The 26,057-nt window shown below is 66.2% G+C and carries 30 protein-coding genes and 1 tRNA gene; 22 read left to right on the top strand and 9 right to left on the bottom strand.

Going from position 1 to position 26,057, the window contains the following annotated elements:
• Positions 1-45: 45 nt before the first annotated feature.
• Genes Tharo_RS01665 through flgB form a run of 3 tightly spaced genes read right to left on the bottom strand, consistent with a single transcriptional unit; the run spans position 46 to position 1,573 of the window.
• Positions 46-732 (bottom strand): flagellar hook assembly protein FlgD, encoded by a 687-nt coding sequence (locus Tharo_RS01665; RefSeq protein ID WP_107219714.1) that lies wholly within the window; start codon positions 730-732, stop codon positions 46-48.
• A 5-nt stretch (positions 733-737) separates the two neighbouring features.
• A complete protein-coding gene (gene flgC, locus Tharo_RS01660; protein WP_107219713.1) occupies positions 738-1,142 on the bottom strand; it encodes a flagellar basal body rod protein FlgC in 405 nt (134 codons plus the stop codon).
• 26 nt (positions 1,143-1,168) lie between these two features.
• Positions 1,169-1,573 carry a flagellar basal body rod protein FlgB gene (gene flgB, locus Tharo_RS01655; RefSeq protein WP_107219712.1) on the bottom strand — a complete coding sequence of 135 codons (405 nt, stop codon included), beginning with the start codon at positions 1,571-1,573 and terminating at the stop codon, positions 1,169-1,171.
• Positions 1,574-1,835: 262 nt separating this feature from the next.
• Between flgB and flgA the strand changes: the two genes are divergently transcribed.
• The 8 genes from flgA (at position 1,836) to Tharo_RS01615 (ending at position 7,874) form a co-directional block, all read left to right on the top strand.
• Complete coding sequence (gene flgA, locus Tharo_RS01650; RefSeq protein ID WP_159051642.1) at positions 1,836-2,552, top strand: flagellar basal body P-ring formation chaperone FlgA; 717 nt, start codon at positions 1,836-1,838, stop codon at positions 2,550-2,552.
• Between the two features lie 117 nt (positions 2,553-2,669).
• Positions 2,670-2,966, top strand: a complete 297-nt coding sequence (gene flgM, locus Tharo_RS01645) for a flagellar biosynthesis anti-sigma factor FlgM (RefSeq protein ID WP_107219710.1) — start codon at positions 2,670-2,672, stop codon at positions 2,964-2,966.
• The gene (locus Tharo_RS01640; protein WP_107219709.1) at positions 2,963-3,412 is read left to right on the top strand and encodes a flagella synthesis protein FlgN; all 450 of its coding nucleotides are present in this window, start codon (positions 2,963-2,965) and stop codon (positions 3,410-3,412) included. Before flgM ends, Tharo_RS01640 begins: the two co-directional genes overlap by 4 nt.
• Before the next feature lie 301 nt (positions 3,413-3,713).
• Positions 3,714-4,103 (top strand): PTS sugar transporter subunit IIA, encoded by a 390-nt coding sequence (locus tag Tharo_RS01635; RefSeq protein WP_107219708.1) that lies wholly within the window; start codon positions 3,714-3,716, stop codon positions 4,101-4,103.
• Between the two features lie 45 nt (positions 4,104-4,148).
• The gene (locus tag Tharo_RS01630; RefSeq protein WP_107219707.1) at positions 4,149-4,418 is read left to right on the top strand and encodes an HPr family phosphocarrier protein; all 270 of its coding nucleotides are present in this window, start codon (positions 4,149-4,151) and stop codon (positions 4,416-4,418) included.
• A 1-nt stretch (position 4,419) separates the two neighbouring features.
• Complete coding sequence (ptsP, locus tag Tharo_RS01625; RefSeq protein WP_107219706.1) at positions 4,420-6,150, top strand: phosphoenolpyruvate--protein phosphotransferase; 1,731 nt, start codon at positions 4,420-4,422, stop codon at positions 6,148-6,150.
• Positions 6,151-6,235: 85 nt separating this feature from the next.
• Positions 6,236-6,310: transfer RNA gene (locus Tharo_RS01620), tRNA-Gly, on the top strand.
• A gap of 238 nt (positions 6,311-6,548) precedes the next feature.
• Positions 6,549-7,874: a tyrosine-type recombinase/integrase gene (locus Tharo_RS01615; RefSeq protein ID WP_425444943.1), complete on the top strand. Its 1,326-nt coding sequence runs from the start codon at positions 6,549-6,551 to the stop codon at positions 7,872-7,874.
• Here Tharo_RS01615 and tnpC (Tharo_RS01610) read toward each other — a convergent pair.
• From tnpC (Tharo_RS01610) to Tharo_RS01595, 4 genes are all read right to left on the bottom strand, one after another.
• Positions 7,846-9,411, bottom strand: coding sequence for an IS66 family transposase (gene tnpC / locus Tharo_RS01610; RefSeq protein WP_107219628.1), 1,566 nt, complete (start codon positions 9,409-9,411; stop codon positions 7,846-7,848). The two genes, Tharo_RS01615 and tnpC (Tharo_RS01610), sit on opposite strands and share 29 nt — an antisense overlap.
• 96 nt (positions 9,412-9,507) lie before the next feature.
• The gene (tnpB, locus tag Tharo_RS01605) at positions 9,508-9,846 is read right to left on the bottom strand and encodes an IS66 family insertion sequence element accessory protein TnpB (protein WP_107219629.1); all 339 of its coding nucleotides are present in this window, start codon (positions 9,844-9,846) and stop codon (positions 9,508-9,510) included.
• Entirely contained in the window at positions 9,846-10,172 is a 327-nt protein-coding gene (gene tnpA / locus Tharo_RS01600; protein ID WP_159051640.1) for an IS66 family insertion sequence element accessory protein TnpA, read from the bottom strand. Before tnpA (Tharo_RS01600) ends, tnpB (Tharo_RS01605) begins: the two co-directional genes overlap by 1 nt.
• Positions 10,087-12,147, bottom strand: a complete 2,061-nt coding sequence (locus Tharo_RS01595; RefSeq protein ID WP_211309646.1) for a DUF6079 family protein — start codon at positions 12,145-12,147, stop codon at positions 10,087-10,089. The genes tnpA (Tharo_RS01600) and Tharo_RS01595 overlap by 86 nt, the downstream gene beginning before the upstream one ends.
• A gap of 82 nt (positions 12,148-12,229) precedes the next feature.
• Here Tharo_RS01595 and tnpA (Tharo_RS01590) point away from each other — a divergent pair, with 82 nt between their 5' ends.
• The 3 genes from tnpA (Tharo_RS01590) (at position 12,230) to tnpC (Tharo_RS01580) (ending at position 14,568) form a co-directional block, all read left to right on the top strand.
• A complete protein-coding gene (tnpA, locus tag Tharo_RS01590; protein WP_107219705.1) occupies positions 12,230-12,556 on the top strand; it encodes an IS66 family insertion sequence element accessory protein TnpA in 327 nt (108 codons plus the stop codon).
• Positions 12,556-12,894: an IS66 family insertion sequence element accessory protein TnpB gene (gene tnpB, locus Tharo_RS01585; RefSeq protein ID WP_107219704.1), complete on the top strand. Its 339-nt coding sequence runs from the start codon at positions 12,556-12,558 to the stop codon at positions 12,892-12,894. The genes tnpA (Tharo_RS01590) and tnpB (Tharo_RS01585) overlap by 1 nt, the downstream gene beginning before the upstream one ends.
• 96 nt (positions 12,895-12,990) lie before the next feature.
• Complete coding sequence (gene tnpC, locus Tharo_RS01580) at positions 12,991-14,568, top strand: IS66 family transposase (RefSeq protein WP_107219703.1); 1,578 nt, start codon at positions 12,991-12,993, stop codon at positions 14,566-14,568.
• A gap of 51 nt (positions 14,569-14,619) precedes the next feature.
• Here tnpC (Tharo_RS01580) and brxF read toward each other — a convergent pair whose 3' ends face one another.
• Complete coding sequence (brxF, locus tag Tharo_RS01575) at positions 14,620-15,081, bottom strand: BREX-3 system P-loop-containing protein BrxF (RefSeq protein WP_107219702.1); 462 nt, start codon at positions 15,079-15,081, stop codon at positions 14,620-14,622.
• Between the two features lie 3 nt (positions 15,082-15,084).
• The gene (locus Tharo_RS01570; protein ID WP_107219701.1) at positions 15,085-15,999 is read right to left on the bottom strand and encodes a WYL domain-containing transcriptional regulator; all 915 of its coding nucleotides are present in this window, start codon (positions 15,997-15,999) and stop codon (positions 15,085-15,087) included.
• Positions 16,000-16,282: 283 nt separating this feature from the next.
• On the opposite strand from Tharo_RS01570, the gene Tharo_RS01565 reads away from it, so the two are divergent.
• From Tharo_RS01565 to Tharo_RS01515, 11 genes are all read left to right on the top strand, one after another.
• Entirely contained in the window at positions 16,283-17,230 is a 948-nt protein-coding gene (locus Tharo_RS01565) for an anti-phage phospholipase (protein WP_107219700.1), read from the top strand.
• 14 nt (positions 17,231-17,244) lie between these two features.
• Positions 17,245-18,138 carry an anti-phage nucleotidyltransferase gene (locus tag Tharo_RS01560; RefSeq protein ID WP_170110004.1) on the top strand — a complete coding sequence of 298 codons (894 nt, stop codon included), beginning with the start codon at positions 17,245-17,247 and terminating at the stop codon, positions 18,136-18,138.
• A gap of 194 nt (positions 18,139-18,332) precedes the next feature.
• Complete coding sequence (locus tag Tharo_RS01555; protein WP_107219699.1) at positions 18,333-18,686, top strand: integrative conjugative element protein, RAQPRD family; 354 nt, start codon at positions 18,333-18,335, stop codon at positions 18,684-18,686.
• Entirely contained in the window at positions 18,683-18,916 is a 234-nt protein-coding gene (locus Tharo_RS01550; protein WP_086077271.1) for a TIGR03758 family integrating conjugative element protein, read from the top strand. The genes Tharo_RS01555 and Tharo_RS01550 overlap by 4 nt, the downstream gene beginning before the upstream one ends.
• 22 nt (positions 18,917-18,938) lie before the next feature.
• Complete coding sequence (locus Tharo_RS01545; protein ID WP_107219698.1) at positions 18,939-19,307, top strand: TIGR03745 family integrating conjugative element membrane protein; 369 nt, start codon at positions 18,939-18,941, stop codon at positions 19,305-19,307.
• Between the two features lie 12 nt (positions 19,308-19,319).
• The gene (locus Tharo_RS01540; protein ID WP_107219697.1) at positions 19,320-19,730 is read left to right on the top strand and encodes a TIGR03750 family conjugal transfer protein; all 411 of its coding nucleotides are present in this window, start codon (positions 19,320-19,322) and stop codon (positions 19,728-19,730) included.
• Complete coding sequence (locus tag Tharo_RS01535) at positions 19,727-20,401, top strand: PFL_4703 family integrating conjugative element protein (RefSeq protein ID WP_107219696.1); 675 nt, start codon at positions 19,727-19,729, stop codon at positions 20,399-20,401. The genes Tharo_RS01540 and Tharo_RS01535 overlap by 4 nt, the downstream gene beginning before the upstream one ends.
• Positions 20,398-21,303 carry a TIGR03749 family integrating conjugative element protein gene (locus Tharo_RS01530; RefSeq protein ID WP_107219695.1) on the top strand — a complete coding sequence of 302 codons (906 nt, stop codon included), beginning with the start codon at positions 20,398-20,400 and terminating at the stop codon, positions 21,301-21,303. Before Tharo_RS01535 ends, Tharo_RS01530 begins: the two co-directional genes overlap by 4 nt.
• Complete coding sequence (locus Tharo_RS01525; RefSeq protein WP_107219694.1) at positions 21,293-22,750, top strand: TIGR03752 family integrating conjugative element protein; 1,458 nt, start codon at positions 21,293-21,295, stop codon at positions 22,748-22,750. Before Tharo_RS01530 ends, Tharo_RS01525 begins: the two co-directional genes overlap by 11 nt.
• The gene (locus Tharo_RS01520) at positions 22,731-23,165 is read left to right on the top strand and encodes a TIGR03751 family conjugal transfer lipoprotein (RefSeq protein WP_107219693.1); all 435 of its coding nucleotides are present in this window, start codon (positions 22,731-22,733) and stop codon (positions 23,163-23,165) included. The genes Tharo_RS01525 and Tharo_RS01520 overlap by 20 nt, the downstream gene beginning before the upstream one ends.
• The gene (locus tag Tharo_RS01515; protein WP_107219692.1) at positions 23,165-26,050 is read left to right on the top strand and encodes a conjugative transfer ATPase; all 2,886 of its coding nucleotides are present in this window, start codon (positions 23,165-23,167) and stop codon (positions 26,048-26,050) included. Before Tharo_RS01520 ends, Tharo_RS01515 begins: the two co-directional genes overlap by 1 nt.
• Positions 26,051-26,057 lie beyond the last annotated feature (7 nt).

The following is a 26,057-nucleotide window of genomic DNA, read 5'->3' as shown; positions in this document are numbered from 1 at the left end:
TGGCCGCCGATCCGTCCCCGACTGCATTGATGAAAAAGACCGGATTCAGAGAATCTGCTTGACCGCACCGAATTCGACCTGGCCGTAGATGGCGCCCAGATCGAGCAGGAAACCGCCCTGGTCGCCCACCGGCACCACGCCGCCGACCAGGGCGTAGTTGAAGGTGCTGACCTCGACCGCCTTGTCGCCCTGCAGGGCTTCGACCTGCACCCGGTAGGCGCCCGGCGCCGCAGCCGCTCCCTGGCTGTTGAGGCCGTCCCAGGTGAAGGTTTCCATCCCGGCATCGACGGCGCCCAGTTCGTAGCGATTGACCACCTGCCCCCCCGCATCGATGATCGAAACGGCGAGATTGTCGGCCGGCCCGGCCAGCTCGATGCCGAACGGCGTGGACGCCGGGACGCCATCGGCGTCGTGATCGAGCAGCACGCGGTCGCCCGGCACGAGCACGCCCTTGCCGATCAGGGAGGCCGCTTCGAGCATGCCGCTGGCCTCGATCTGGGTGGAGATCAGCTCCAGGGTGCGATTGAGCTCCTCGATGCCGCTGACGGTGTTGATCTGCGCGAGCTGCGAAGTCATCTCCGCGTTGTCCATCGGATCGAGCGGGTTCTGGTTCTTCAGCTGGGTGGTCAGCATCGTCATGAAGCTGTCGCGCAGCTCGGCGGACTGACGGGCGGAGGCCGTTGCGCTCTGGTTGAGCGTGTTGAGGACGGAAGTGTCGATGGTGGTGCTCATGGGAATCAGCCCTCGCCGAGAGTCAGGGTTTTGAGCATCAGCTGCTTGCTCGTGTTCATGATTTCGACATTCGCCTGATAGGCGCGCGAAGCGGAGATCATGTTGACCATTTCATGCACCGGATCGACGTTGGGCATGGTCACGTAGCCTTCGCCATTGGCCAGCGGGTGCTCCGGACGGTACTCCATGCGCATCGGCGAGGGGTCGTCGATGACTTCCTTGACGCGCACGCCGCCGACCCCGTCCTGCGCCGCGACGGTCTCGAACACGACCTGGCGGGCGCGGTAGGGCTGGCCGTCGGGGCCGGTGACGCTGTCGGCGTTGGCGAGATTGCTCGCCGACACGTTCATGCGCTTCGCCTGGGCCGACAGCGCCGAAGCGGAAATGTCGAATATCGAAAACATCGTCATGGCGACGATCCCCCTCTAGGTCGGTCTCATTCGGGCGCCATCGCGCCCTTGAGGCCCTGGATGCGTTGATTGAGCAGCGTCAGCGCAGCCTGGTAGCGCACCGAGTTATCGACGAACGCGCTGCGTTCGCGGTCGATATCGACGGTGTTGCCATCGAGGCTGGGCTGGTCGGGCACCCGGTACAGCACTTCGCTCACCGCCGCCGGCGCGCCGCGGCGGGCAAGGTGGCCGGGCGCGGTGGCGGCGAGTTCGAGACGTTCGCCGCGCCGCCCGAGGGCGGAGGCGAATTCGGCACGGAAGTCGATATCGCGCGCTTTGAAGCCGGGCGTGTCGGCGTTGGCGATGTTGGCGGCGAGGATCTTCTGCCGCTCGTGGCGCAGCGACAGGGCTTGTCGATGGTGATTGAGCGCTTCTTCCAGGCGGTCGGTCACGACGAGCCCCTCGTGTTGCACAAAGTTTCAGTTCAACCAGAATAGCCGCCGCAGGGCCAAGCCAAAGACGGGAACAGCCCCGGTTTGCAGGAGCAGTTCGGCGCTTTTGCATCCGCTGCCGCCACTGGCACAATGGCGGTCTGTTTTTCCCGCGCGCTCCGCGCCGAGCGGTCCGTGCACACGTCTCGTCCGGGCGCTCCCGCACCACCTGCACATCCCTTCGATGCCCCACCCGCCCGCCTTCCGTTCGCCCGAACCGCCGATGTCCGCCCGCGCCCTTCCCGCCCTCCGCCCGGCGCGGTGGCTCGCGTGGCCGATCGCCGCGCTCGCGCTGTGCACCGGCGCGGTGGCCCAGGATCCGGGGGCGGAGCACGCTCTCGCCGCCCGCGTGCAGGCGTTTCTGATCGAGCGCGCAGCGGGTGAGGGCGACGAAGTCGAAGTCGAAGTCTTTCCGTCCGCTGCCAGCCTGCCCCCGTGCACCGCCCCCGAGCCGTTTTTGCCGACTCCCGGACAGCGCGCGCACGGACGGGTAGCGGTGGGCGTGCACTGCGCCGGCGAGTCGCGCCATGTGCGCTACCTGCAGGCCGAAGTGCGGATCAACGGCCGCTACTGGGTCGCCGCCCGCAACCTCGCCGCGGGCGAGATCGTGACCGCTGACGCCGTCCACGAGCGGCGCGGCGAGCTGTCGGCGCTGCCGCGCGACATCGTCCGCACCGCGGAAGAAGTCGTCGGCCGTCAGGCCCAGCGCCAGCTCGCCGCCGACACCCCGCTGCAGACCCACCAGTTCCGCGCCGTGCCCTTGGTCGAACGCGGCCAGCGCGTCATCGTGGAAGCCCGCGGCGAGCGCTTTCACGTCCGCCGCGAAGGCACCGCGCTCGAACCGGGCGGACGCGGCGAGCGGGTGCGGGTGCGGTTCGGCAAGGATGAAATCGTGCACGCCGAAGTCGTCGATGCCGGCTTGCTGGCGATTCCATTTTGAGCCCGCGGCGGCTGCGCCGGTGGATACACCTGGCACGAGCCGCAGCGATCGCCTAAAGTTCGGGGGCACCTTGCCGATGAACGAGATCGACAACACTGCGAATTACGGGGCTTCATCTTGAAGATCAACTCTCAAAGTCCACTCGTCCGCGGCGGCCAGGGCGTACAGCCGGCCGACGATGCGGCGCGCACGCGCGGTACCGCGGCCGCGCCGTCGCGCGAAGCCGGCACGCCTGCCGCGATCTCCCACCTCGGCCAGCGCGCCACCGACGGCCGCCAGGACATCGACCCCGTCCGGGTCGCCGAACTGCGCGCAGCGATCCGCGAAGGCCGCCTCGCGATCGACCCCGCGCGCATCGCCGACCGCCTGCTCGAGAGCGTCAGCGAACTTCTTCAGGGCAAGAGCGGGGCGTGAGCCTGCAGCGCCTTCTCGTCGAACAGCGCCAGCGCGTCGACGCCCTGATCGCCCTGCTCGAAGAAGAGCAGCGCGCGCTCGCCGCCGAGCAGGTCGACGGCGAACGGATCCTGGAGCTCGCCCGCGCCAAGCAGGCGGTGCTCGAGCCCCTCAGCCAGACCGAGACGCGGCGCCAGGCCGTGCAGCAGCATCTGGGCTATGGCGCCGGCCTCGACGGCGCCCTCGAGGCGGCGCGGGAAGCGGGCTGCGAGTCCGACTGGCTCGCCCTCCAGGAGCGGGCCGGACACGCCGCCCACCTCAACGCTCTGGGCGGACAGCTGTTGCAGATCCGCATGCGCGGCAACCAGCGCATTCTCGATTTCATCCGCGAACTGGCCGAAAAGACGCCTTACAGCCCCGACGGCCAACCCGGCCGGCGCCCAGGGCGGGTCGACGTTTCGGCCTGAACCCTCCGCCCCGGGCGACGGCCCGCCCGCATCCTCACCGCCATAACGTCCGCACCACGGCTTCCGCCCCGAAGTGATGGGGAACTGCGCCGGCAGCGATGCGGTGCAGGCCAGTGCGTCGATGAGCGCATGATGGGCGCGGTCGCGCGGCAGTGCACGACGATGCGACCGGCGAGGGCCGCCACTTCAAACCCGGCGTCATCGAACGCAGACTTGCGCCGGGCCGCTGAACGCGCCGCTCTCCTCACTTCGGCACGGCTCTCGGTGACTCGGCTAAAATCATGCCCGGCGGAGAGACGACATGATCGGCATTTTCCTGATAACCCACGGCACCCTCGGCGAATCCCTGATCCAGTGCGCCTGCCACGTGCTGAACCAGCGTCCACCGCAGATCGCCCAGCTCGGCCTGTCGGCGCAGGACGACCCGCTCGACATCCTTCCCGCCGCGCGCACGATGCTCGGCTGGGTGAACGACGGCGATGGCGTATTGATGCTCACCGACATCTACGGCGCCACGCCCTGCAACGTCGCGGCCAAGCTGCGCGAACCCGGGCGCATCGAGCTGATCGCGGGAGTGAACCTGCCGATGCTGCTGCGCGCGCTCACCTACCGCGAGCATGCCCTGCCCACCCTGCTCGCGCGCGCCATCACCGGGGGCTGCGACGGGGTGATGCAGGTTCGCACCAACTAGTAGCCACGAAGCGCCGCCCCACCCGACCGGAAAAAGGACACCCGGATGCCCACCGCAGAAGCCCCGATCATCAACAAGCTCGGACTGCACGCCCGCGCATCGGCCAAGCTCACCCAGCTCGCGAGCAGCTTCCCGTGCGAAGTCTGGCTGGAGCGCAACGGTCGCCGCGTCAACGCGAAGAGCATCATGGGAGTGATGATGCTGGCTGCCGCCAAGGGCAGCTCGATCACCATCGACACCCACGGCGAGCACGCCGAAGAAGCCTTGCAGGCTTTGCAGCAGCTGATCGCTGAACGCTTCGGCGAGGAGGAATGAGATGCCGTTTACCGTCCATGGCCTCGCCGTCTCCCAGGGCATCGCAATCGGGCACGTGCATCTGGTCTCGCGCGCCCTGCTCGAAGTCAATCACTACCACGTCGCGCAGAAATACCTCGCCGAAGAGCTTGTCCGCCTCGACGAGGCCGTCGCCACCGTCCAGGGCGAGCTGATGGGGCTGAAGGCCGCCGCCACCTCCGGCCACACCCACAGCGAAGTCGGCGCCTTCGTCGACCTGCAGCTGATGATGCTGACCGACCCGCTGCTGATCGACGCCGCCCGCGAGCTCGTCGAGTCGCGCCGCTGCAACGCCGAATGGGCGCTGGTGCAGCAGATGGAGCTCCTCGTCGACCAGTTCCGCCAGATCGAAGACCCCTACCTGCGCGAGCGCCAGGCCGACGTCGTGCAAGTGGTCGAACGCCTGGTGAAGGTGCTCCTCGGCCATCCCGGCCATCTGCCGCCCAAGCGCCGCGACGGCCTGGGCACCATCATCGTCGCCCACGATCTGTCGCCGGCCGACACCATCGGCTTTCGCGACCACAACATCGCCGGCTTCGTCACCGATGTCGGCGGCCCCACCAGCCATACCGCGATCGTCGCCCGCAACCTGAAGATCCCCGCCGTGGTCGGCCTGCACCACGTGCGCGATCTGCTCGAGGACGACGAGCTGGTCATCGTCGACGGCACCCGCGGCCTGATCATCGTCGCCCCCGACGAACGCATCGTCGAGGAATATCACCTGCGCCGCAGCGAACTCGAGATCGAGCGCTCCAAGCTCAACCGCCTGCGCGACGCGCACGCTGCCACCCTCGACGGCGAAACCATTCACCTGCTCGCCAACATCGAAGGCCCCAAGGACCTGCCCGCAGCCAGGGCCGCCAACGCCGACGGCATCGGCCTGTACCGCACCGAGTTCCTCTTCCTCGGCCGCGACACCCTGCCCGGCGAAGAAGAGCAGTACGAAGCCTATCGCGCCGTGGTGAAGGCGATGCCGAACAAGCCCGTCACCATCCGCAGCTTCGATGTCGGCGCCGACAAGGCGCTCAACGGCAGCCACAGCCGCATCGAACCGAACCCCGCACTCGGCCTGCGCGCGGTGCGCTACTCGCTCGCCGAACCGAAGATGTTCCTCACCCAGCTGCGCGCCCTGCTCCGCGCTTCGGCGCACGGCCGGCTGCAGATCATGATCCCGATGCTGTCGCACGCGCAGGAAATCGACCAGAGCCTGGCCCTGGTGGAAAAGGCCAAGGCCGAGTTGCGCGCGGAAAAGATCAAATTCGACGAAGGCATCCGCATCGGCGGCATGATCGAAGTCCCCGCCGCTGCGCTGTCGCTGGGCATGTTCACCCGCCGCCTGTCCTTCCTGTCGATCGGCACCAACGACCTGATCCAGTACACCCTGGCGATCGACCGCTCGGATGAAGCCGTCGTCCACCTCTACGACCCGCTCCATCCGGCCGTGCTCAAGCTCATCGCCGGCACCATCGCCACCGGCGCCCGTTACGGCCTGCCGGTCGCGGTGTGCGGCGAAATGGCGGGCGACCCCAACTACACCGCGTTGCTGCTCGGCATGGGGCTGCGCAACTTCTCGATGCATCCGGGCAACATCCTGGAGATCAAGCAGCAGGTGCTGCGCAGCAACCTCGGCGAGCTCGCTCCCCGCGTCCAGCGCATCCTCAAAATGGACGAACCCGCGCGCATCCGCGAAGCCGTGGAGCGCCTCGCTACCTGAAGCTACCGACAGCGTTGCGCTCCAACCCGCTGCACCAGTAGAATGGCGCCCTGTCGCACGGCGGCCGGCAGCGCTGGCCGCCCTCGCGGGTGTCGTATAATGGCTATTACCTCAGCTTCCCAAGCTGATGACGAGGGTTCGATTCCCTTCACCCGCTCCACGATGACTTTCCAGGGACTTCCAAGAAAATCCAGAGAGCGTCATAAGTTGTTGTCACGATTGAGGATTTTCCAGAATCTCGATCCAGTGACATCCAGCAAAATCCACTGACTGCCGGTACATTTCGGTACATAAAGTGGTACATCCAATGCGGCCAGCCCCCGTGCCGCATTGTTGCTGGAGGAGCAGGGCGACGGTATCGAACATTGGGTCCAACTCATCTCTGAGGAGTTGGAAACATGCTCACCGACATGATGGCTCGGCAGGCCAAGGCCACCGGCAAGCCCTACACCATCGCCGACTTCAACGGCCTCTCACTCTTCGTATCGGCCAACGGTGCCAAACTCTGGCACTTTCGGTACACGTGGGTTGGCCAGCGCGCTCGCATCTCTTTGGGTAGCTATCCCGAGCTGTCGCTGCGTGAAGCCCGTGATCTGCGGGACGAAGCGCGAGCCCTGCTTGCCAAAGGTATCAACCCCCGTATCGATCGCAAGCAAAAGCGCCAAGCCATCAAACTGGCAGGCGACAACACCTTCATCGCGGTCTATGAGAAGTGGCTGGAGCATCGGCAGCTCACCCTTGAAGAGGGCCGTCAAAGCTCGCTCGATCAGATCCGCCGCGCCTTCAAGAACGATGTCTTCCCGCACTTGAAGCGGTCGACCATCTACGAGGTCACCCGCCCGCTGCTGCTGGAAGTCATCGCCCGCATCGAAAAGCGTGGCTCGCTGTCTGTCGCGGAAAAAATGCGCACCTGGCTCAAGCAGTTGTTCGACTACGCCATGGTCGTGATTCCGTCCATGGAAACCCACCCGGCCACCGACCTGCATGTGGTGGCCATCCCGCTGCCGCCGGTCGAGCACAACCCTTTTTTGCGCATGGCCGAGCTGCCGCTGTTCCTGCAGGGGCTGCGCAAATACCGGGGGATGCTGAAGACGCAACTGGCGATCCGGCTGCTGTTGCTGACCGGCGTCCGCACCGGCGAGCTGCGCTTGGCCACGCCGGATCAGTTCGATCTGGATCGGGGGCTGTGGATCATCCCGGTGCTGTCGCTGAAGCAGCGCAAGATGCTCACCCGCAAGAAGCGCAAGCGCGTCACCGACATCCCGCCGTACATCGTCCCGCTCTCCGTGCAGGCGATGGAGATCGTTCGGCACATGCTGGACGACTTCAAGCCTGCCCAGAAATATCTGTTCTCTGGCGTCAAGCGTGTCACCGACCGCATGAGCGAGAACACTGTGAACTTTGCGATCAAGGGTCTGGGCTACGACGGCAGGCTGACCGGTCACGGCATCCGGGCCACTCTTTCCACGGCGCTCAATGAGCTGGGGTATCCGAAGGTATGGGTGGACTCGCAACTGTCCCACGCTGACCCCAATCGCATCAGCGCCACCTACAACCATGCCGAGTACGTTGAACAGCGGCGGGTGATGATGCAGGACTGGGCCGACCGCCTCGACTTGTTCGAGCAAGGCCAGGTACAGGTCGCCAGCATGCACCTGACGATTCACCGTAAGCGTCCGCCGCACCCACGGCCTCTTACGCTTGCGCAGCCGCTTGCTTTCTGATCGGCAGCAGTTCGTCGATGCGGCTATTGGGCCAGGTCGGTAGCTTCTCGAGCGTATCGGCAAGCCAGGTCAGCGGTTCGAAGCCATTGGCGCGCGCCGTGGCGAGCAGGGATTGAACCACGGCGGCACGCTTGCCGGCGGCTTCGGAGCCCGCAAACATCCAATTCTTCTTGCCCAGGGCGATCGGCCGGATGGCGTTCTCGATCGGGTTATTGTCGATCGGCCAATCGCCGCGACTCGCATAGCGCGCGAGCGCCGGCCAGCGCTTCAAGCTGTAGTCGATGGCGCGGGCGAGCGCCGCACCGTCGGCCACGGTCTTGCGGGTCTGCACCAGCCACAGGTACATCGCCTCCAGGCGCGGCTGCGCGTACTGCAGTCGCAGTTCGGCGCGCACCTTGACCGAAACGTCGCGGGCCTGCTCTTCGAGCGCGTACAACTCGCCGATGCGCGCGAGTGCCTCGGCCGCGACCGGGCTCTTGTTCGCCTGGTGAAGCTCGAAGTACTTGCGTCGTGCGTGCGCCAGACAGGCAAGCTCTCCGATGTCGCCACCGAACAGGGCCTTATAGCCCCCGTAGTCATCGACCATGAGCATGCCCTTCCAGCCTTTCAGGAAGGCCTGGGGGTATTGCCCGCCGCGACCGGGCTGGTAATCGAAGATGACGATGGGCGGGTCGGCATCGAGTGTGTTGCTGCGGTAGGCCCACAGATACGCCCGCTTGGTCTTGCCGCGCCCCGGATCAAGTTGTTCGACCGGGGTTTCGTCGGCATGCAACACGTTGCCTTCGCGCAGGCGCTCGATCAGGCGATCGCACAGCGGCGCGAGCGCCACCCCGATCCGCCCGACCCACTCGGCCTGCGTCGAGCGCGGTAGCGGCACCTCGCTGCGCGCGGCGATCTGCTCGATCCGGTACAGGGGCAAATGATCGACGAACTTGCTCACCGTCACCCACGCCAGCAGCCGCGGCGCAGCCATCCCGCCGTCGATGATCGCCGCCGGCACGGGCGCGGCCGACACCGTCTCGCAGCGCCGGCACGCGTACTGCGGGCGGATGTGGCGATGGACGAAGAATTTGGCCGGGATGATGTCGAGCTGCTCGGAGACGTCCTCGCCGATCTTGACCAGATCCTGCCCGCACTGACCACAGGTGCACGATTCAGGTTCGTGGCGATGTTCGATGCGCTCGAGGTGTGCCGGCAGCGCAGGCCGTCCGGCACGCGGGCGCCTCGGGCTCGCCGGCGGCGCCTCGGGCGGAGTCTCGCGCAGCGCTTCGAGGCGGGCTTCGCAGGCGGCCAGATCGGCCGCGAGCGTCTCGTCGAACAGATCCTTCATATCCGCCGCCCGGGCCTCACTGCTGGCGCCGAAACGCAGGCGCTTGAGCACGGCGATCTCATGGACCAGCGCTTCGATCTTGATCTTGCTCAGCTTGAGTTCGGCTTCGAGGCGGGTCACATCAGCCGCCTGCGCGACCCACCTCTGAACCTGCTGCACGAGCTCGGGCGGCAGGTCGAAAGCAGTCAGTTGCGCAGCGGAATCCATGCCGGAATTATACCCGAATAACGCGCTACATCCCAGCATCTACAAGGGTTTCAGGCTCTTTTGCGCAGCGGATCGTGGATGGTTTCGGCGCACCGATCACACCTGCCAGTGGGCCGGTGCCGCGGCGCTCAGGCGCTGCCACTCGACCCCCGCCACGAGCCACTGCCATTGCTCGGCCGACAGCGCAAACACCGCGTTGTCGGCACGGGGCCAGCTGAAGCTGCCCCGATGCAGGCGACGCTGACTCAACCACACCCCGGTGCCGTCCCACACCAGCACCTTCAGGCGCGTGCGCGCCCGGTTGATGAAGGCGTAGGCACTGCCGTCGCACGGGGCGCGCCCCAGGCTGTTCTGCAACCGTGCCGACAGGCCGTCGATGCCCAGACGCATGTCGATCGGCTCGACCGCCAGCCAGATCTGATCGGGCGAGATCATCACGGCGCCTGGTGCGCGAGCACTTCGGACAGCCACGACGCCGACGGCAGCGTAGCGAACTCCAGGCACCAGCCAGACGGGCTACGCAGCGACAGGACCCCCGCCGCCTGCAGCGGCGAGGTGACGCCGACAGGGCGGGCCGCCACCAAGGTCAGGAACGCGTCCGATTTGCGCGCGGCCACCGCCCGTCCCTGGCGCACCCAGTACCCCAGCGACTTCTTGTTCAACCCATGCTCGGCGCTATACGCCGCCTGCGTCTGACCGCTGCGCCGCCACTGCTCCACATGCGCACGCCAGCGCGCAGCGCGCTCGGAATGATGGCTCATCACGACCTCCTGCAAAAAACCAGGAGTGTCCGCAAACCACCTCCGCAATCACAGGTGGGCGCGCCGGACGCTTACTTTCCTGCAGCCACTTGCTCATGGACCGCAGTGAGTCCTGCGCCTTGGACAGGTAGATGGCCTTCGCGCCACCGCTGGCGGTGGATGCCAGATCCAGTGCCGCCGCGTATTGCGACAGGTAGCGCTTGTAGTCCTCGTCCGGCGACTTCAGACGGAAGAACACCTCGTCTGCCAGGTTGTTGTCGCTGAACTTCGGTTTGTCGAAGGGCTGGATGAAGTAGATGTAGAAGTCGCGCTCGGGCTGGGCCGTGGGTCGGTCATTCGGCGCGCCAAAGAACAGGTAGCCCATGCGCTCGACGCGGCGCTCCTGCCACTCGAGCTGGTACTGCCAGATCTGGAAACCGGGATAACGCAGGTCGTCGCTGCACTCCATCAGCGCTTTGACGGCGCTGTAATAGGCGCGGTCCAGTGCGTCGTCTGACAGGGCCTCGGCGCGTTTTTCGATCTGCGCGTCGTAGTCGATGTCCTTCTTGAGGTCGAGGTAGTACTGTTCGGTGTCCGGCGCCTTGGAGATGAACTGGCCGTTGACGGTCTTCAGCACTTCCCGCATGACGGTCTGGACCATCGACAACAAGTTCTCGGCCGGATCGCCCGGCATGTCCTCCACGCCTGGCTGGAACAGGCACAAGGCGTCGCGCAACTCGGCAGCCGTGGGGCCAATGGGCACATGGATGTCGCCGCCCGTGGTCAAGCGATGGACGGCCAGCGCGTTGATGACGCGCAGCGCCATCGGCTTGTAGGCTGGACGCGTGAAGGCTTGCTGGACCCGCGACTCCAGTACCTCGGAGACGCGCATCACCTCCTTGATGTTAGGGTCGGCACGCAAAACCGAATTGGTCTTGATGGTGTTCCAGAAGCTCTCGTAGCTGATGAACAGCGGTTTGTCGGCGGGTACTTCCTGGTCGAGGATGGCCAGCATGGCGGACTCGATGGTCTTGAGCGCGCCTCGCTTCTCGGTGAAGTGGATCTGCTCGAAGGTCTTCAGGTAGTCGGGGTGAACCGGGAACAGCCGCACGTACTCGTCCATGCGCTCGTTCATGGAGCCATAGAACTTGGCGAACGGCGTCAGGTACTCGCGGATCTTGTTCTGCTGGTCAGCCGTCTTCTTGAGCAGGCGCGCAGAGACGACGAAGCTGACGTCCTGACGGTCGATCAGGATCTGGGTGAAGCGCTCGTTGACGCGGCGCATGCTGTCGGCGACGTGCTGGAAGCGCACGCTGTCGAAGATGGCTTCCTGCACACCAGCCACGAAGCGGAACTTCAGGTGCTTGGTGACTTCACCGATCTGACGGAGGATGGCCAGGTCCTGCACCAGTTCGTGATCGCGGCGGGACTGCAGGTACTCCAGGAACTCGTCGACAACCAGCAGCACGCCCTGGTCCGGGAATTTCTCGCCGAAAGCGGCCATCATCTCCTCGAAGGAGTCTTTGTTGTTGAGCTCCTTGTCGGCGGTCGGGAAGGTGTAGTCGACACCGAACTTTTCGAGGAAACGCTCAAGCTGCAGGGTGATGATCTGGCGCAGGGGCATTTGCAGTCCGCCCACCTCGATGCGCAGCACCTTGAAGCGGCCAGCGATAGGGGCAACCGCCTCGGCCACCTTGGGGTGGCGGATCATCGGCGCGTAAGCAGCGTCTTCGGCCACCAGCGACAGCACCGACATCAAGTGCGACTTACCTGTGCCGTAGTTGCCGACGATTAGCACACCCTTGTGATCGACCGACTCGTCGAAGCTGAGCTGGGGAACCATGAGCTTGGAGATCCGCTCGGCCATGTCGTCGGAGATGACGTAGGTCGCGACGAGCTTTTTGGCCTCGTCTGGGCGCCCGGCATCGAGCAGTTGAATGACTGACTCGATCTGCTCGAACTGAATCAGATCTCCGTATTTCATGTTCTTGGCCATATGGTTCGTAAGCGTCCGCCGCTCCCACCTGTGACTGCACACCGGGTTTGTTGACACTCCTGGTTTTCACCAGGAGGTCATGATGAGCACACAATCGGAGCGTGCCGCGCGCTGGCGCGAGCACGTGGAGCGGTGGCGCCGCAGTGGTCAGACGCAGGCGGCCTACAGCGCCGAGCATGGCGTGAGCAAGAAGTCACTGGGGTACTGGGTGCGCCAGTCGCGCCACGAGTCAGCGTGCAAGCCGGATTCGCCCCTGACCTTGGTGGCGGCCCGTCCTGTCGGCGTTGCGCCGCCACGGCAAGCGGGGGAGGTGCTGTCGCTGCGCAGCCCGTCGGGGTGGTGTCTGCAGTTCGGGGCGCTGCCGCCGGCGTCCTGGCTCGCCGAGGTGCTCGCGCACGGGGCGGCGTGATGATTTCCCCGGAGCAGATCTGGCTGGCGGTCGAGCCGATCGACATGCGCCTGGGCATCCACGGTCTGTCGGCACGACTGCAGAACAGCCTGGGCCGTGCGCCGTGCGACGGCAGTGCCTACGCTTTCATCAACCGGGCTGGCACACGCCTGAAGGTACTGCTGTGGGATGGCACCGGGGTGTGGCTGAGTCAGCGGCGGCTGCATCGGGGCAGCTTCAGCTGGCCCGCCGCCGACACGGCGGTGTTCGCGCTGTCGGCCGAGCAGTGGCAGTGGCTCGTGGCGGGGGTCGAATGGCAGCGTCTGAGTGCCGCCGCGCCGACGCACTGGCGGGTGTGATCGGTGCGCCGACACGGTTCACGACGCGCTGCGTAAAAATGCCTGAAACCCTTGTAGATGCTGGGATGTAGCGCGTTCATCGGGTATAATTCCGGCATGGATTTCGCCGCCGAACTGACCGCTTTCGACCTGCCGCCCGAGCTCGCGCAGCAGGTTCAGAAGTGGGTCGCGCAGGCGGCCGATGTGGCCCGTCTGGAAGCGGAACTCAAGGCGAGCAAGCTCAAGATCGAGGCCCTGGTCTTCGAGATCGCCACCCTCAAGCGTCTGCGCTTCGGGACGAGCAGCGAAACGCTGCCGGCGGACATGCAGGATCTGTTCGACGAGACGCTCGCGGCCGACCTTGCCGCCTGCGAAGCCCGGCTCGAGGCGCTGCGCGAGGCCCAGGCATCCGAAGCCGAAGCGCCCCCGGCGGCCCCGCCCAAGCGCGCCCGCGCGGGCCGCCCGCCGCTGCCGGCCCACCTCGAGCGCGTCGAACACCGCCACGAGCCCGAGTCCTGCACCTGTGGCACCTGCGGGCAGGATCTGGTCAAGATCGGCGAGGACGTCTGCGAGCAGCTCGACATCATCCCGGCCAAGTTCTTCGTGCATCGTCACATCCGCCCGCAGTACGCCTGCCGGCGCTGCGAGACGGTCTCGGCCGCCCCGGTGCCGGCGGCGATCATCGACGGCGGGGTGGCGGCCGCGCGGCTGCTGGCGTGGGTGACGGTGAGCAAGTTCGTCGATCATCTGCCCCTCTACCGGCTCGAGAGCATCGCCGCGCGCAGCGGCGTGCCGCTGGCGCGCTCGACGCTGGCCGAGTGGGTCGGACGCATCGGGGTGGCGCTCGCGCCGCTGTGCGATCGCCTGATCGAACTCTTGCTTGAAGGCACCGTCCTGCACGCCGATGAAACCCCCGTTGCGCAGCTCGATCCGGGGCGCGGCAAGACGAAGCGGGCGTACCTGTGGGCCTACCGCAGCAACACGCTCGGGGCCGACCCGCCCATCATCATCTTCGATTACCAGCCCGGGCGCGGCGGGCAATATCCCCAGGCCTTCCTGAAGGGCTGGAAGGGCATGCTCATGGTCGACGACTACGCGGGGTACAAGGCGTTGCTCGGGGGCGACATCGGCGAGCTGGCCTGTCTCGCGCACGCACGTCGCAAGTACTTCGATCTCCACCAGGCCAGCAAGAGCCCGGTGGCGGCCGAGGCTTTGCGGCGCATCGGCGAGCTGTATGCGCTCGAAGAGCAGGCGCGCGAGCTCTCGATCGAGGCGCGCGCCGAACTGCGCGCGCAGTATGCCCGCCCGCGCCTCGAGGCGATGTATCTGTGGCTGGTGCAGACCCGCAAGACCGTGGCCGATGGCGCGGCACTCGCCCGCGCCATCGACTACAGTTTGAAGCGCTGGCCGGCGCTCGCGCGCTACGCGAGCCGGGGCGACTGGCCGATCGACAACAACCCCGTCGAGAACGCCATCCGCCCGATCGCTCTGGGCAAGAAAAATTGGATGTTTGCGGGCTCCGAAGCCGCCGGCAACCGTGCCGCGGTGATTCAGTCGCTGCTCGCCACCGCGCGCGCCAATGGCTTCGAGCCCCTGACCTGGCTCTCCGACACCCTCGAGAAGCTGCCGGCCTGGCCCAATAGCCGCATCGACGAATTGCTGCCAATCAGAAAACAACAGCCTGCGCAAGCCTAAGAGACTGTGGGAGCGGCGGACGCTTACTATGGTTCTCTCTTCCCCGTAGCTTCAAATTTCGAGTACGACCACGCCGTCGCGGCTGTAGTCACGATGTTCTGGGTGGCTCATGTCCGCGTACACCAAGCGGTCGCCGCGCAGCTCGCCCGGCCAGACGGCCACGACGCGTTTGGAATGAGCCAGCCGCCTGACGAGGTCAAGCGGGTTGACCTGCAGGCTGGGCTCGAACAACAACTCGAGGTTGTCGAGCAACAGCGGATCTTCAGTCCGTTCCCTGTCCGCGATCTCCCGCAGCAGTTCGCCCGCCGAGAAACCGCGCTTGTTGTTTGGCGTGGCCGCCAGTCGACGCCCCAGCTCCATGCCGACGTTGAGCGGCTCGATGCTGAGCTTGTCGCCCAGCTGGCGCAGCAGCTGGGTCTTGCCGCTGCGGCTGGGTCCGACCAGCAGGATCAACTTGCTGTTGAGGTCGCCGATTTCGCCGATGAGTCGTTCGAGTTTTGCCAGCATGCTCATCCCTCAGTCCGCCTCGGCTTCGAGCCGTTGTTGATCAGGAGAGCGGTAGCCCGGCGCCAGCACGGCATTGCGCACGCCGTAGATGGCCAGGTGGTCCTTCAGCCACAACCGATACTCGTGCCCGCGCAGGCTGTGGTCGGGCGTGCAGTCCACACTCCATTGGCGAAGGATGTAGCCGGCTGTGGCGGCACGCAGCTTCATCCGCAGCACGCCACCCTGCATGCTGTAGTCCATTTCGGTGATCTCTGGCCGGGGCTGGTCTGGATGTGGCACCAGCTCCAGTTCGACGATCCGGGTCCACTGAATGTCTTGATCGCTCGCTTCATGGGATGCCACTGGCTGGCCCTTGAGCACGACGGGGCGCCTAATCCGGGTGATGACGAAATCCCGGAACTCCTGCGACTTACGGTCAAAGGCGCGGACGTGCCAGCGCAGGCCGTTGTCGATCAAGGCAAAGGGCACGATCTCCCGCTCAGTGCGGCCGCTGGAGATGGAGTGGTACTCGATGCCCAGCGGGCATTCCTGGTGGATTGCTCGGGTAACGCTCGCCAGCACATCGAGATCTGGGTGCGTGAGCCGTGACGGGCTCTCGCTGGCCACCCACGCCTTGAGCCGCATCGGCTCGCCATCGCCGAAGCCTTGGGTCAGCCACGACAGAACCCGCTCCGGGGGAAAGTCGAAGACGGGCTGGAAGTTGGCCCCAAGGACGTAAGACTTGCCCTTGGGGTCGTAGTCGATGTTGCCCGGTGCCAACTCCTTGTACAGCGCCAGGTCCCTGGATGCGGCGGCGGACTGGATGCCGAACCGCGTGACCAAGTCCTGGCGGCGTATCTCCCCGATGAAGCGCACGCGCAACTCCACGAACGCGAGCCGGTCGCGTTGTGGCTGGGTTAGATCTGCAAGCTGTTCGTTCGACATCCTGGCTGGCTCGTTCGGGTTAGCGAATGCTTGTACGGGTTATTGCGGAAAGTATATGGTCTTCCCTAGAATCTGTCCATGAGTCTATTTTGATTTGTGTATACGTCGCTTTGTGATAATCACAAGCGCCGCAGTGACGAGAGGACCGTGCGGACACCATGCAGAATTTGGCCGAGCTACACATGAAACCGGGGACACTGGAGCGGCACGGCTTCATGCTCAGGGTTGAGCTGATGGTCGTCGGCGGTGCGTGCGTTCTTCAGCGGCGGGGAGGACAGTGAAGATGATGGAGTCGCAAGAAGAATCTGGATCGTCTGCCTTACTGCGCGTCCTTACGCTGGACGGCGGCGGCGCCAAGGGCTTTTACACGCTGGGCGTACTCAAGGAAATCGAGGCGATGATCGGGTGCCCACTGCACCAGAAGTTCGATCTGGTTTTCGGCACCAGTACGGGCGCGATCATCGCGTCACTGATCGCGCTCGGTCACAGCGTCGACTCCATCCTGGAGCTGTACCGCAAGCACGTGCCTACCGTGATGTCGCAGAAGACCGCTCCGGCCAGGTCGCAGGCCTTGAAGAAGCTGGCGAGCGAGGTCTTCGGCGATGCAACGTTCAGTGATGTCAAGACCGGCATCGGGATCGTCACGGCCAAGTGGCTGACCGAGCGCCCGATGATCTTCAAGGGCAGCGTCGCGCAGGCGCATGGCCAAGTCGGCACGTTCGCCCCGGGCTTTGGCGTGAGCATCGCGGACGCCGTCAAGGCATCGTGCTCGGCCTACCCGTTCTTCGAGCGAACGATCGTCAGGACCTCAATGGGCGAGGACATCGAGCTGATCGACGGCGGGTACTGCGCAAACAACCCGACGCTGTACGCGATCGCCGATGCGGTCCAAGCGCTTCGGAGTGATCGCAAGGACATCCGGCTGGTGAGCGTCGGCGTGGGCATCTACCCCGACCCGAAGCCGAGCCTGCTGATGTGGCTGGCGAAGAAATATCTCGTCAGCGTCCAGTTGCTGCAGAAGACCCTGGAGATCAACACGCAGTCGATGGACCAGCTGCGGCAGATTCTGTTCCCTGACTTACTGACCATCCGGATCAACGACTCCTACGTCACGCCTGAAATGGCGACCGATCTGCTGGAGCACGACATCAAGAAGCTGGGCATCTTGTTCCAGCGAGGACGGGAGTCGTTCGCGTCGCGGGAGAAGCAACTTCGCGAGTATTTGATATAGCCAGGGGAAAGAAGATGCCAATTTCAGAATCGCAGCTCGAAACGTGGTCTCACCAGGGATCGATCACCCAATCGAGCAACACCTACAACACGATCAAGAGCGTCCTGGAGGCCAGCACCACGCCGTATGCCAGCAAGAACTTCAAGGTGTTCCTTCAAGGCTCGTACGGCAACGACACGAATATCTACGCCGAGAGCGATGTTGACATCGTCATCCGACTCGACGACTGCTTTCACAGCGATCTCGAATCTCTGTCAGATGACGAAAAGTCAGCCTACAAGCAGGCATTCAGCGACGCGACGTACACCCATGCCGACTTCAAGCGGGACGTGCTGTCAGTGCTTGATCGCCAATATGGCTCGGCCGTGAAAGCCGGCGACAAGGCGATTGCCATCGACGCGAACGGTTCACGGCGCAAGTCAGACGTGATTGTCGCGACGCAATTCCGGCGCTACTTCAAGTTCCGGTCAGCGAGCGACTCTGAGTACGTCGAAGGCATCTGCTTCTTCAACGCTGCCGGCGAGCGAATCGCGAACTACCCAAAGCAGCACTCGGCAAACCTGACAGCGAAGCATCAGGCATCATCGAAGTGGCTAAAACCTATGGCCCGAGTGTTCAAGAACATGCGCAGCCGGATGTTCGAAGATGGCTTGATCAAGGCTGGTATCGCGCCTTCGTACTACATAGAAGGCCTGCTGTACAACGTACCGAACGAGAAGCTCACCACCAGCTATCAGGACTGCGTGGTCAACGCCTTGAATTGGTATCGGCAGGATGCCTCGAAAACCGACCTCGTGTGCGCCAACGAGCAGTATTACCTGCTGCGAGATAGTTCCCACACGTGTTGGCGGCAGGCAGCCTGTGATGAATTCATCGAAGCGGCGGTAAAGCTCTGGAACGAATGGTAGGGCGTGCCCCATAAAGGATGGCGCTGCGTGGACGTGGTCGATCTGCGGGCAGACGGCGAGCCGGCCGACGAAACCGATTAGCAGATCAACCAACACATCTGAAATACGGTTGACCACCGGTTCCGTTTGATTGCGGCGCGAGCCGAGCAAGGGATACAGCATCAAGGCCATTCGCTTCACTTGGGAATGGCACGATGGGACAGACCAACCGCCGCGCGTCCGCATGGCCTTCGCTGGCCGTGCTGCTGGCCGTGTCGCTCTCGGCCCCGCAACCCGCCAGTGCCGACGACACCCCGGAGCGTGAGCAGCTCGCCGCGCTCGCGCGCCAGCTCGACCTGATCGACCGACTGGCCGAGCACGCCGCCACTACCGCGCCGCAGGCGCGCGCCCGCCATCACTTCGACTACGCCCGGCTGCGCGCCGACCTGAAGCGCGTGCGCACCGGTTTGCAGGACTTCCTCGTGCCCCAGCGCGCCCAGCCGCGCGATCCCGTTCCGCTGGCCGGCGACTACCTGCGCCGCGACGAACAGGCGGAGCACTCGCCATGACCGCCGAGCAGATCGCCGCCTTCCAGGCCAACGGTGGCTTTGCGCCCTCGGCGGTGTCCGTCGTGGTGCTCGGCTTCGTGTTCGCCGTGCTGCTGCTGTGGGGCGTGTGGGCCATGCGCACGGCCTACGTGGGCTGGGCCGAGAACCGCATCAATCAACGTCAGTTCCTGGGCGTCTGCATCCGCTTCGTCGCGATGTACCTGGTGCTGACCTTCTTCCTCCTCTCCTGACCATCACGAAGGGCCATCGATCATGCACACGCCTCCGACTACTTCTCGCGTTCCCTCGCGCATCGCCACGCTGCTGGCGCCGCTGGCGCTCCTGGGGCTGCCGCCATCCGTGTTCGCGCAGGGCCTGCCGACAATGGAAGACCCCTCCCGCGGCCAGGGCAGCGGCCTTATGCAGACGCTGCAGAACTACGGCTACGACATCGTGATGCTGATCGCGTTGCTCGTGGTCGCCTCGATGTTCGTCGGCGTCTGCTACCACGCCTACACCCGCTACTCCGAGATTCACACGGGTCGCGCCACCTGGGGCCAGTTCGGGCTGACCGTCGCCGTGGGTGCGATCCTGTTGGTCGTCGGCATCTGGCTGCTGACCAAAGCCACCGGCGTGCTGTAAGGGCTGCGCGCGATGGCCACCCCCGCGGAGACAGCGCGCGACGCGCTGGTGACGTTCCTGCCGCACCGGCTGAATCGCCAGCCGGTGGTCGTGCGCGGACTGACCGCCGATGAACTGTGGATCTGCGCCGGCCTGTCGGCGGCCGCCGGGCTGGTGCTCGGTGTGCCCCTGGCCTGGCTGACGCGCAGCATTGCCATGGTGCCCACGCTGATCGTCGCGGGCATCGCGCTCGGCGTCTTCGTCGGCGGTGGCTTCCTGCGCAGCCAGAAGCGCGGCCGTCCTGACACCTGGCTGTACCGGCAGCTTCAGTGGCGGTTGACCTTGCGCTATCCAGTGCTCGCCGCTCACCTGGGCGGGTGCCGTCTGATCACCCGCACGGGCCGGTGGAGCACACGGCGCACGGCCGACCGAGGTGCGGCATGAGCCGTTTCAGGAACGAGGTCGCGCACCTGCAGGCACATGTGAAGACGCTGCGCCTGGGCGGCGCGGCGCTGTTCGTGGTGGCGCTGCTGCTCGGTTTCGGCTGGTGGAGCGCACCGCGCGATCTGACGATCCACGTGCCGCCCGACCTGCGCTCGGGCAGCGTGCGCAAGTGGTGGGACGTGCCGCCCGAGAGCGTGTACGCGTTCAGCTTCTATATCTGGCAGCAGGCGCAGCGCTGGCCCACCAACGGCGAGACCGACTACCCGCGCAACCTGCACGCGCTGTCGGCCTACTTCACGCCGAGCTGCCGGGCCTTCCTGCAACAGGACTACGAGTACCGTCGCTCAAGCGGCGAGCTGCGGCAGCGCGTGCGCGGCATCTACGAGATTCCCGGCCGCGGCTATGGCGACAGCCCCAGCACGCGCGTCAAGGCCGTCTCCGACCGCGATTGGATCGTCACGCTGGACGTGAGCGCCGACGAGTACCACGGCTCCGAGCAGGTCAAGCGTGCCCTGGTGCGCTACGCCCTCAAGGTCGTGCGCATGGACGTCGATCCCGAGCGCAACCCCTTCGGCCTGGCGCTGGACTGCCATGCCAGCGCGCCTCAGCGCATCGAGACGTCGCCGACGCCCGGCGCCGCATCCGGCCACTCGCAGGGAGACTCCCCATGAAACGCCATGCCCTGTCGGCCTTTGCCGGCGTCTTGCTGTGGCTCGCGCTCGCGCCGGCTCAGGCTGTGGAAATCCTGCGCTGGGAACGCCTGCCGCTGGCGGTGCAGCTGGTGGTCGGCCAGGAGCGGGTGATCTTCATCGACCGCAACGTGCGTGTCGGCGTACCGGACAGCGCGGCCGCGCACCTGCGGGTGCAGAGCGCGGGCGGCGCGATCTACCTGCGGGCGGGCGAACCGTTGCCGCCGACGCGGCTGCAGTTGCAGGACGTGGAGTCCGGCGCGCTGATCCTGCTCGACATCGCCGCCGAACCAGTGCAGGTCGGACAGCCCCCGCTGGAGCCGGTGCGCATCGTGGACGCGCAGCAGTCGCCCGCCACGCGCTACGGCGGCGAGACGGCCGGCGCCACGGAAGCCGCCGCACCGGATCGGCAAGTGCGCAAGCGCGAAACACCCGTCCCGGTCGTGCTGACACGTTACGCCGCGCAGAACCTGTACGCGCCGTTGCGTACCGTCGAGCCGGTCGCCGGGATCGGCCGCGTGAACCTGCGCCGCGACCTCCCGCTGGACACCCTGCTGCCGACGCTGCCGGTGCAGGCGCGGGCCTTGGCCGCCTGGCGGCTCGAAGACCAGTGGGTGACGGCGGTGCGGCTCACCAACACGGCGGCGCGCTGGCTGGACCTCGATCCGCGTGCGCTGCAGGGCAATTTCGTGGCGGCCACCTTCCAGCACCCGAACCTGGGGCCGGCCGGCCAGGCGTCCGACACCACCGTGGTCTACCTGGTCACGCGCGGCCGCGGTCTGGCCGAGGCGCTGCTGCCCAGGCTGAGCCCCATCGACGCCAGCGTGAATCTGCCGCCGCCCGGTGCCGCCGGCACGGTTGGAGGAGCGTCCGATGAAAAGTAACCCGCTGCTCAAGTGGCTGCTGATCCCCGTGATCCTGCTGCTGGTGTTCGTCGGCATCAAGCTGTTCTCCGGCCCCGCCGGCCAGCGGCCCGCACTGTCGGGCACGGCCAACCCGCTCACGCCCGAGGAGATGAAGGCTCTGGGCATCGAGGGCGACACGCCGCGCGACACGGTGGCCACGCTGGTCGCGCAGGTGAAACAGTTGCGCACCGAGCTGCAGACCGCGCTGGGCGACAACCGGCAGCAGAAGGCCGAGAACGAGCGCCTGCGCACCCGCGAGAGCGCGATCGACCAGCGCATCCAGACGGCGCTCGAAAGCGAACGCAGCCGCTCGCAGCAGGAACGCGAGCAGGTGGCGAGCGAGAAGCAGCAGACGCAGGGGCTGCTGCAGGATCTGCAGCAGCGGCTCGATGGCCTCTCCGGCAAAGGCGGCCAGGTCGACCTGCCCGTCGGGCTGGGTCTGGAAGAAGGCGACGGCAAGCGCTTCGGCAACAATGACGGCAGCGGCGCGGGCAACGGCACACAGTGGGTCGAACCGGGCGATGCCAAGGCCGAAGCCCGCAACAGCAGCAAGGAACCGAGCTTTCCACTGAGCTTCGGCCCGGCGCAGAAAACCCTGTCGGCCGCCGTGGAGTCCGTCGCCGATGCCGGCGGCCGTGCGGTGGTCGGCGCCGTGGGCGCGACCACGACGCCGTTCTACACGGTGCCGCGCAATGCGACGCTGATGGGTTCGGTGGCGATGACGGCGCTGATCGGCCGCGTGCCCATCGACGGCACGGTCAATGACCCGTACCCCTTCAAGGTGCTGATCGGCCCGGACAACCTGACGGCAAACGGCATCGACATCCCCGACGTGGCCGGCGCCGTGGTCAGCGGCACGGCATCGGGGGACTGGACGCTTTCGTGCGTGCGCGGGCAAATCCGTTCGGTCACTTTCGTGTTCCGCGACGGCACCATCCGCACCGTGCCCGAGGACGGCAACCGGGACCAGCGCGGCGAGCAAGCCAACGGCACGACGAGTGCCACGCAAGGCGGCCTGGGCTGGATCAGCGATCCCTACGGCATTCCCTGCGTCAGCGGCGAGCGGCGCAGCAATGCGCAGCAGTACCTCGGCAGCCAGGCGCTGATCACCGCGGCCGGCGCGGGCGCGGCCTCGCTCATCAAATCCGACAACGGCAGCGTCGCCGTGGTCGCCAACAGCAACGGCTCGCTCGGCACGGTCGGCATCGGCGGCAACGAAGCGATGGGCCGCATCCTGGCCGGTGGCGTGCGCGACATGGCCGACTGGGTCAACAAGTTGTATGGCCAGGCCTTCGCGGCCGTCTACGTGCAGCCCGGCGCCAGGGTCGCCGTGCATCTGGAGCAGCCGCTCCATATCGACCGCGACGCCCAGGGGCGTCGGGTGAACCACCGCATCGGAGAAGCCCATGCCTCGGACCTGGATTGACGCGGCCGCCATCCTGCTGGCGGCCGTCTTGCTTGGCGGCTGCGCGACCAGCAAGGAGAAGCTGCTGCCCCACGGCCACAACACCATGCTCGACATCTGGCAGCAGGAGACCGGCGGCGGCGAAGGCGGCGGTCCCACCGCACGGCAACTGCTCGACGCACGCCAGGGCCTGCGCCGGCCGCTGACCGAAGCCGACGTGCAGGCCACACCCGCCGTGCAAGAGCGCTACACGCGCACCGCGAGCAACGAAATCTACCGGCAGTTTCATCGCCTGCCGAATCCCGACTTGGTGATGTACGTGTTCCCGCATCTGGCCGGCACCGACCCGGTGCCGGTGCCTGGCTACAGCACGGTGTTCCCGTTGTACCAGCGCGTGCAGTACGCAATGCCCGGCGAACGGGTGGAGGACTATTGATGGCCTGGTCGCTGCCGTGGCCGCGCAAGGGGGTCGCTCCTCCGGCGGGTGGTGCGCAGGCGGCGGACGACGCCTGGGCGCAGCATGTCGCGACGCTGGCCGCGCAGGGCATACCCGAGCCCGGCGGCGCGCTCGCCGGCCAGCGCCGGCCCGCGACCCAGGCCGACCACGATGCGCTCTACACCGTCGCGCCGTCGTTCGCGGACATGCTGCCGTGGGCCGAGTACCTGCCGGGCTCGAAGGCCATGCTGCTCGAAGACGGGCAGTCGGTGGCCGCGTTCTTCGAGCTGCTGCCGGTGGGCACTGAAGGCCGTGAGCTGGCCTGGCTGTGGCAGGCCCGCGATGCGCTGGAGAACGCCCTGCAGGACTCCTTCGACGAACTCGATGAGAACCCCTGGGTGGTGCAGCTCTACGCCCAGGATGAAGTCGATTGGAACCCCTACCTGAGCAACTTGGCGGGCTACGTGCAGCCGCGTGCGCGGGGCAGCGCGTTCAGCGAGTTCTACCAGCGCTTCTTTGCCCACCACCTGCGCGCCATCGCCAAGCCGGGCGGGCTGTTCGAGGACACCACCGTTACCCGCCTGCCGTGGCGCGGCCAGGTGCGGCGCGTGCGCATGGTGGTCTACCGCCGCACGCCTACGGCCGCGGCCACGCGGCGCGGCCAGTCGCCCGAGCAGGCGCTGACCACGATCTGCGACCGCCTGGTGGGCGGGCTGGCGAATGCCGGCGTGAAGGCCCGGCGCCTCGGCGCGGCGGACATCCACGCCTGGCTGCTGCGCTGGTTCAATCCACATCCGACCCTGCTCGGCCCGAGCGCCGAAGACCGCGAGCGCTTCTATGCGCTGACCCGCTACCCCGACGAGCCCGAGGAGGGCGAAGTCGAACTCGCCAGCGGCACCGACTTCGCGCAGCGACTGTTCTTCGGCCCGCCGCGCTCGGATGTCGAGCAGGGCCTGTGGTTCTTCGATGGGCTCCCGCATCGCGTCATCGTGATGGATCGCCTGCGCACGCCGCCGGCGACCGGACACCTGACGGGCGAGACGCGCAAGGGCGGCGACGCCATGAACGCGCTGTTCGACCAGATGCCGGAAGACACGGTGATGTGCCTGACCGTGGTGGCGACACCGCAGGACGTGCTGGAAAGCCATCTCAATCACCTCGCCAAGAAGGCCGTCGGCGAAACCCTGGCCTCCGAACAGACGCGCGCGGACGTGCAGCAGGCCCGCGGCCTGATCGGCAGCGCGCACAAGCTCTACCGCGGCGCGCTGGCGTTCTACCTGCGTGGTCGAGATCAGGCCCAGCTCGACGCGCGCGGCCTGCAACTCGTCAATGTGATGCTCAACGCGGGCCTGCAGCCGGTGCGCGAGGAAGACGAGGTGGCGCCGCTGAACAGCTACCTGCGCTGGCTGCCCTGCGTCTACGACCCGGCCGCCGACAAGCGCGGGTGGTACACGCAGCTCATGTTCGCGCAGCACGCCGCGAACCTGGCGCCGGTCTGGGGCCGCAGCCAGGGCACAGGCCACCCCGGCATCACCTTCTTCAACCGCGGCGGCGGCACGATCAGCTTCGACCCACTGAACCGGCTCGACCGGCAGATGAATGCGCATCTGTTCTTGTTCGGTCCCACGGGTTCCGGCAAATCCGCGACCCTCAACAACCTGCTCAACCAGGTCACCGCCATCTACCGGCCGCGGCTGTTCATCGTCGAAGCGGGCAACTCGTTCGGGCTGTTCGGCGACTTCGCCGCGCGCCTTGGGCTCAGCGTCAACCGCGTGAAGCTCGCACCAGGCTCGGGCGTCAGCCTGGCCCCGTTTGCCGATGCCTGGCGCTTGGTCGATACGCCGGGCCAAGTGCAGACGCTCGACGCCGACGCGCTCGACGAGGACCGCGCCGAAACTGCTGCGGCGATGGAAGGCGACGAGCAGCGCGACGTGCTCGGCGAGTTGGAGATCACGGCGCGGCTGATGATCACGGGCGGTGAAGAGCGCGAGGAAGCGCGCATGACGCGCGCCGACCGCAGCCTGATCCGCCAGTGCATCCTCGACGCGGCGCGGCGCTGCGTGGCCGAGCAACGCACGGCGCTCACGCGCGACGTGCGCGACGCGCTGCGCGAGCGCAGCCGCGATGCCACGCTGCCGGAGACGCGGCGGGCGAGGCTGCAGGAGATGGCGGACGCGATGGATATGTTCTGCCAGGGCGTGGACGGTGAGATGTTCGACCGTCCGGGAACGCCGTGGCCCGAGGCGGACATCACGATCGTGGATCTGGCGACCTTCGCCCGTGAGGGCTACAACGCGCAGCTCTCCATTGCCTACATCTCGCTGATCAACACGGTGAACAACATCGCCGAGCGGGACCAGTATCTCGGCCGACCCATCGTCAACGTGACGGACGAAGGCCACATCATCACCAAGAACCCGCTGCTCTCGCCGTACATCGTCAAGATCACCAAGATGTGGCGCAAGCTCGGTGCCTGGTTCTGGCTGGCCACGCAAAACCTCGACGACTTGCCCAAGGCGGCCGAGCCCATGCTCAACATGATCGAGTGGTGGATCTGCCTGTCGATGCCGCCGGACGAGGTGGAGAAGGTCGCGCGCTTCCGCGAACTCAACGCTTCGCAGAAGGCGCTGATGCTGTCGGCGCGCAAGCAGGCTGGCGCCTTCTCGGAGGGCGTCATCCTCTCCAAGAGCATGGAAGTGCTGTTCCGCGCCGTGCCGCCCAGCCTCTACCTGGCGATGGCGATGACCGAACCGGAGGAGAAGGCCGAGCGCCACCAGCTCATGCAACAGCATGGCATCAACGAACTGGATGCTGCCTTCCGCGTGGCCGAGAAGATCGATCGTGCGCGGGGCATCGAGCCGCTGGCGCTGGATGCATTGGCCTGAAGGAGGA

Origin of the sequence: Thauera aromatica K172, assembly GCF_003030465.1 — a bacterium.
GTDB lineage: Bacteria > Pseudomonadota > Gammaproteobacteria > Burkholderiales > Rhodocyclaceae > Thauera > Thauera aromatica.
Note: the sequence above shows the minus strand (reverse complement) of the source record. Positions and strands in the feature narration are given on the sequence as shown.

What these genes read in the sequence shown, in the direction of transcription:
- Tharo_RS01560 (WP_170110004.1), top strand. Translation starts at nt 17,245, where the DNA reads ATGCCAATTTCAGAATCGCAGCTCGAAACGTGGTCTCACCAGGGATCG.
- Tharo_RS01615 (WP_425444943.1), top strand. Translation starts at nt 6,549, where the DNA reads ATGCTCACCGACATGATGGCTCGGCAGGCCAAGGCCACCGGCAAGCCC.
- Tharo_RS01565 (WP_107219700.1), top strand. Translation starts at nt 16,283, where the DNA reads ATGATGGAGTCGCAAGAAGAATCTGGATCGTCTGCCTTACTGCGCGTC.
- Tharo_RS01520 (WP_107219693.1), top strand. Translation starts at nt 22,731, where the DNA reads ATGCCTCGGACCTGGATTGACGCGGCCGCCATCCTGCTGGCGGCCGTC.
- tnpB (WP_107219629.1), bottom strand. Translation starts at nt 9,846, where the DNA reads ATGATCTCGCCCGATCAGATCTGGCTGGCGGTCGAGCCGATCGACATG.
- tnpA (WP_159051640.1), bottom strand. Translation starts at nt 10,172, where the DNA reads ATGAGCCATCATTCCGAGCGCGCTGCGCGCTGGCGTGCGCATGTGGAG.
- flgC (WP_107219713.1), bottom strand. Translation starts at nt 1,142, where the DNA reads ATGACGATGTTTTCGATATTCGACATTTCCGCTTCGGCGCTGTCGGCC.
- tnpC (WP_107219703.1), top strand. Translation starts at nt 12,991, where the DNA reads ATGGATTTCGCCGCCGAACTGACCGCTTTCGACCTGCCGCCCGAGCTC.
- brxF (WP_107219702.1), bottom strand. Translation starts at nt 15,081, where the DNA reads ATGAGCATGCTGGCAAAACTCGAACGACTCATCGGCGAAATCGGCGAC.
- ptsP (WP_107219706.1), top strand. Translation starts at nt 4,420, where the DNA reads ATGCCGTTTACCGTCCATGGCCTCGCCGTCTCCCAGGGCATCGCAATC.
- Tharo_RS01540 (WP_107219697.1), top strand. Translation starts at nt 19,320, where the DNA reads ATGGCCACCCCCGCGGAGACAGCGCGCGACGCGCTGGTGACGTTCCTG.
- Tharo_RS01635 (WP_107219708.1), top strand. Translation starts at nt 3,714, where the DNA reads ATGATCGGCATTTTCCTGATAACCCACGGCACCCTCGGCGAATCCCTG.
- Tharo_RS01630 (WP_107219707.1), top strand. Translation starts at nt 4,149, where the DNA reads ATGCCCACCGCAGAAGCCCCGATCATCAACAAGCTCGGACTGCACGCC.
- Tharo_RS01665 (WP_107219714.1), bottom strand. Translation starts at nt 732, where the DNA reads ATGAGCACCACCATCGACACTTCCGTCCTCAACACGCTCAACCAGAGC.
- Tharo_RS01595 (WP_211309646.1), bottom strand. Translation starts at nt 12,147, where the DNA reads ATGGCCAAGAACATGAAATACGGAGATCTGATTCAGTTCGAGCAGATC.
- tnpC (WP_107219628.1), bottom strand. Translation starts at nt 9,411, where the DNA reads ATGGATTCCGCTGCGCAACTGACTGCTTTCGACCTGCCGCCCGAGCTC.
- Tharo_RS01535 (WP_107219696.1), top strand. Translation starts at nt 19,727, where the DNA reads ATGAGCCGTTTCAGGAACGAGGTCGCGCACCTGCAGGCACATGTGAAG.
- Tharo_RS01545 (WP_107219698.1), top strand. Translation starts at nt 18,939, where the DNA reads ATGCACACGCCTCCGACTACTTCTCGCGTTCCCTCGCGCATCGCCACG.
- tnpA (WP_107219705.1), top strand. Translation starts at nt 12,230, where the DNA reads ATGAGCACACAATCGGAGCGTGCCGCGCGCTGGCGCGAGCACGTGGAG.
- Tharo_RS01530 (WP_107219695.1), top strand. Translation starts at nt 20,398, where the DNA reads ATGAAACGCCATGCCCTGTCGGCCTTTGCCGGCGTCTTGCTGTGGCTC.
- flgA (WP_159051642.1), top strand. Translation starts at nt 1,836, where the DNA reads ATGTCCGCCCGCGCCCTTCCCGCCCTCCGCCCGGCGCGGTGGCTCGCG.
- Tharo_RS01525 (WP_107219694.1), top strand. Translation starts at nt 21,293, where the DNA reads ATGAAAAGTAACCCGCTGCTCAAGTGGCTGCTGATCCCCGTGATCCTG.
- Tharo_RS01515 (WP_107219692.1), top strand. Translation starts at nt 23,165, where the DNA reads ATGGCCTGGTCGCTGCCGTGGCCGCGCAAGGGGGTCGCTCCTCCGGCG.
- tnpB (WP_107219704.1), top strand. Translation starts at nt 12,556, where the DNA reads ATGATTTCCCCGGAGCAGATCTGGCTGGCGGTCGAGCCGATCGACATG.
- Tharo_RS01570 (WP_107219701.1), bottom strand. Translation starts at nt 15,999, where the DNA reads ATGTCGAACGAACAGCTTGCAGATCTAACCCAGCCACAACGCGACCGG.
- Tharo_RS01555 (WP_107219699.1), top strand. Translation starts at nt 18,333, where the DNA reads ATGGGACAGACCAACCGCCGCGCGTCCGCATGGCCTTCGCTGGCCGTG.
- Tharo_RS01550 (WP_086077271.1), top strand. Translation starts at nt 18,683, where the DNA reads ATGACCGCCGAGCAGATCGCCGCCTTCCAGGCCAACGGTGGCTTTGCG.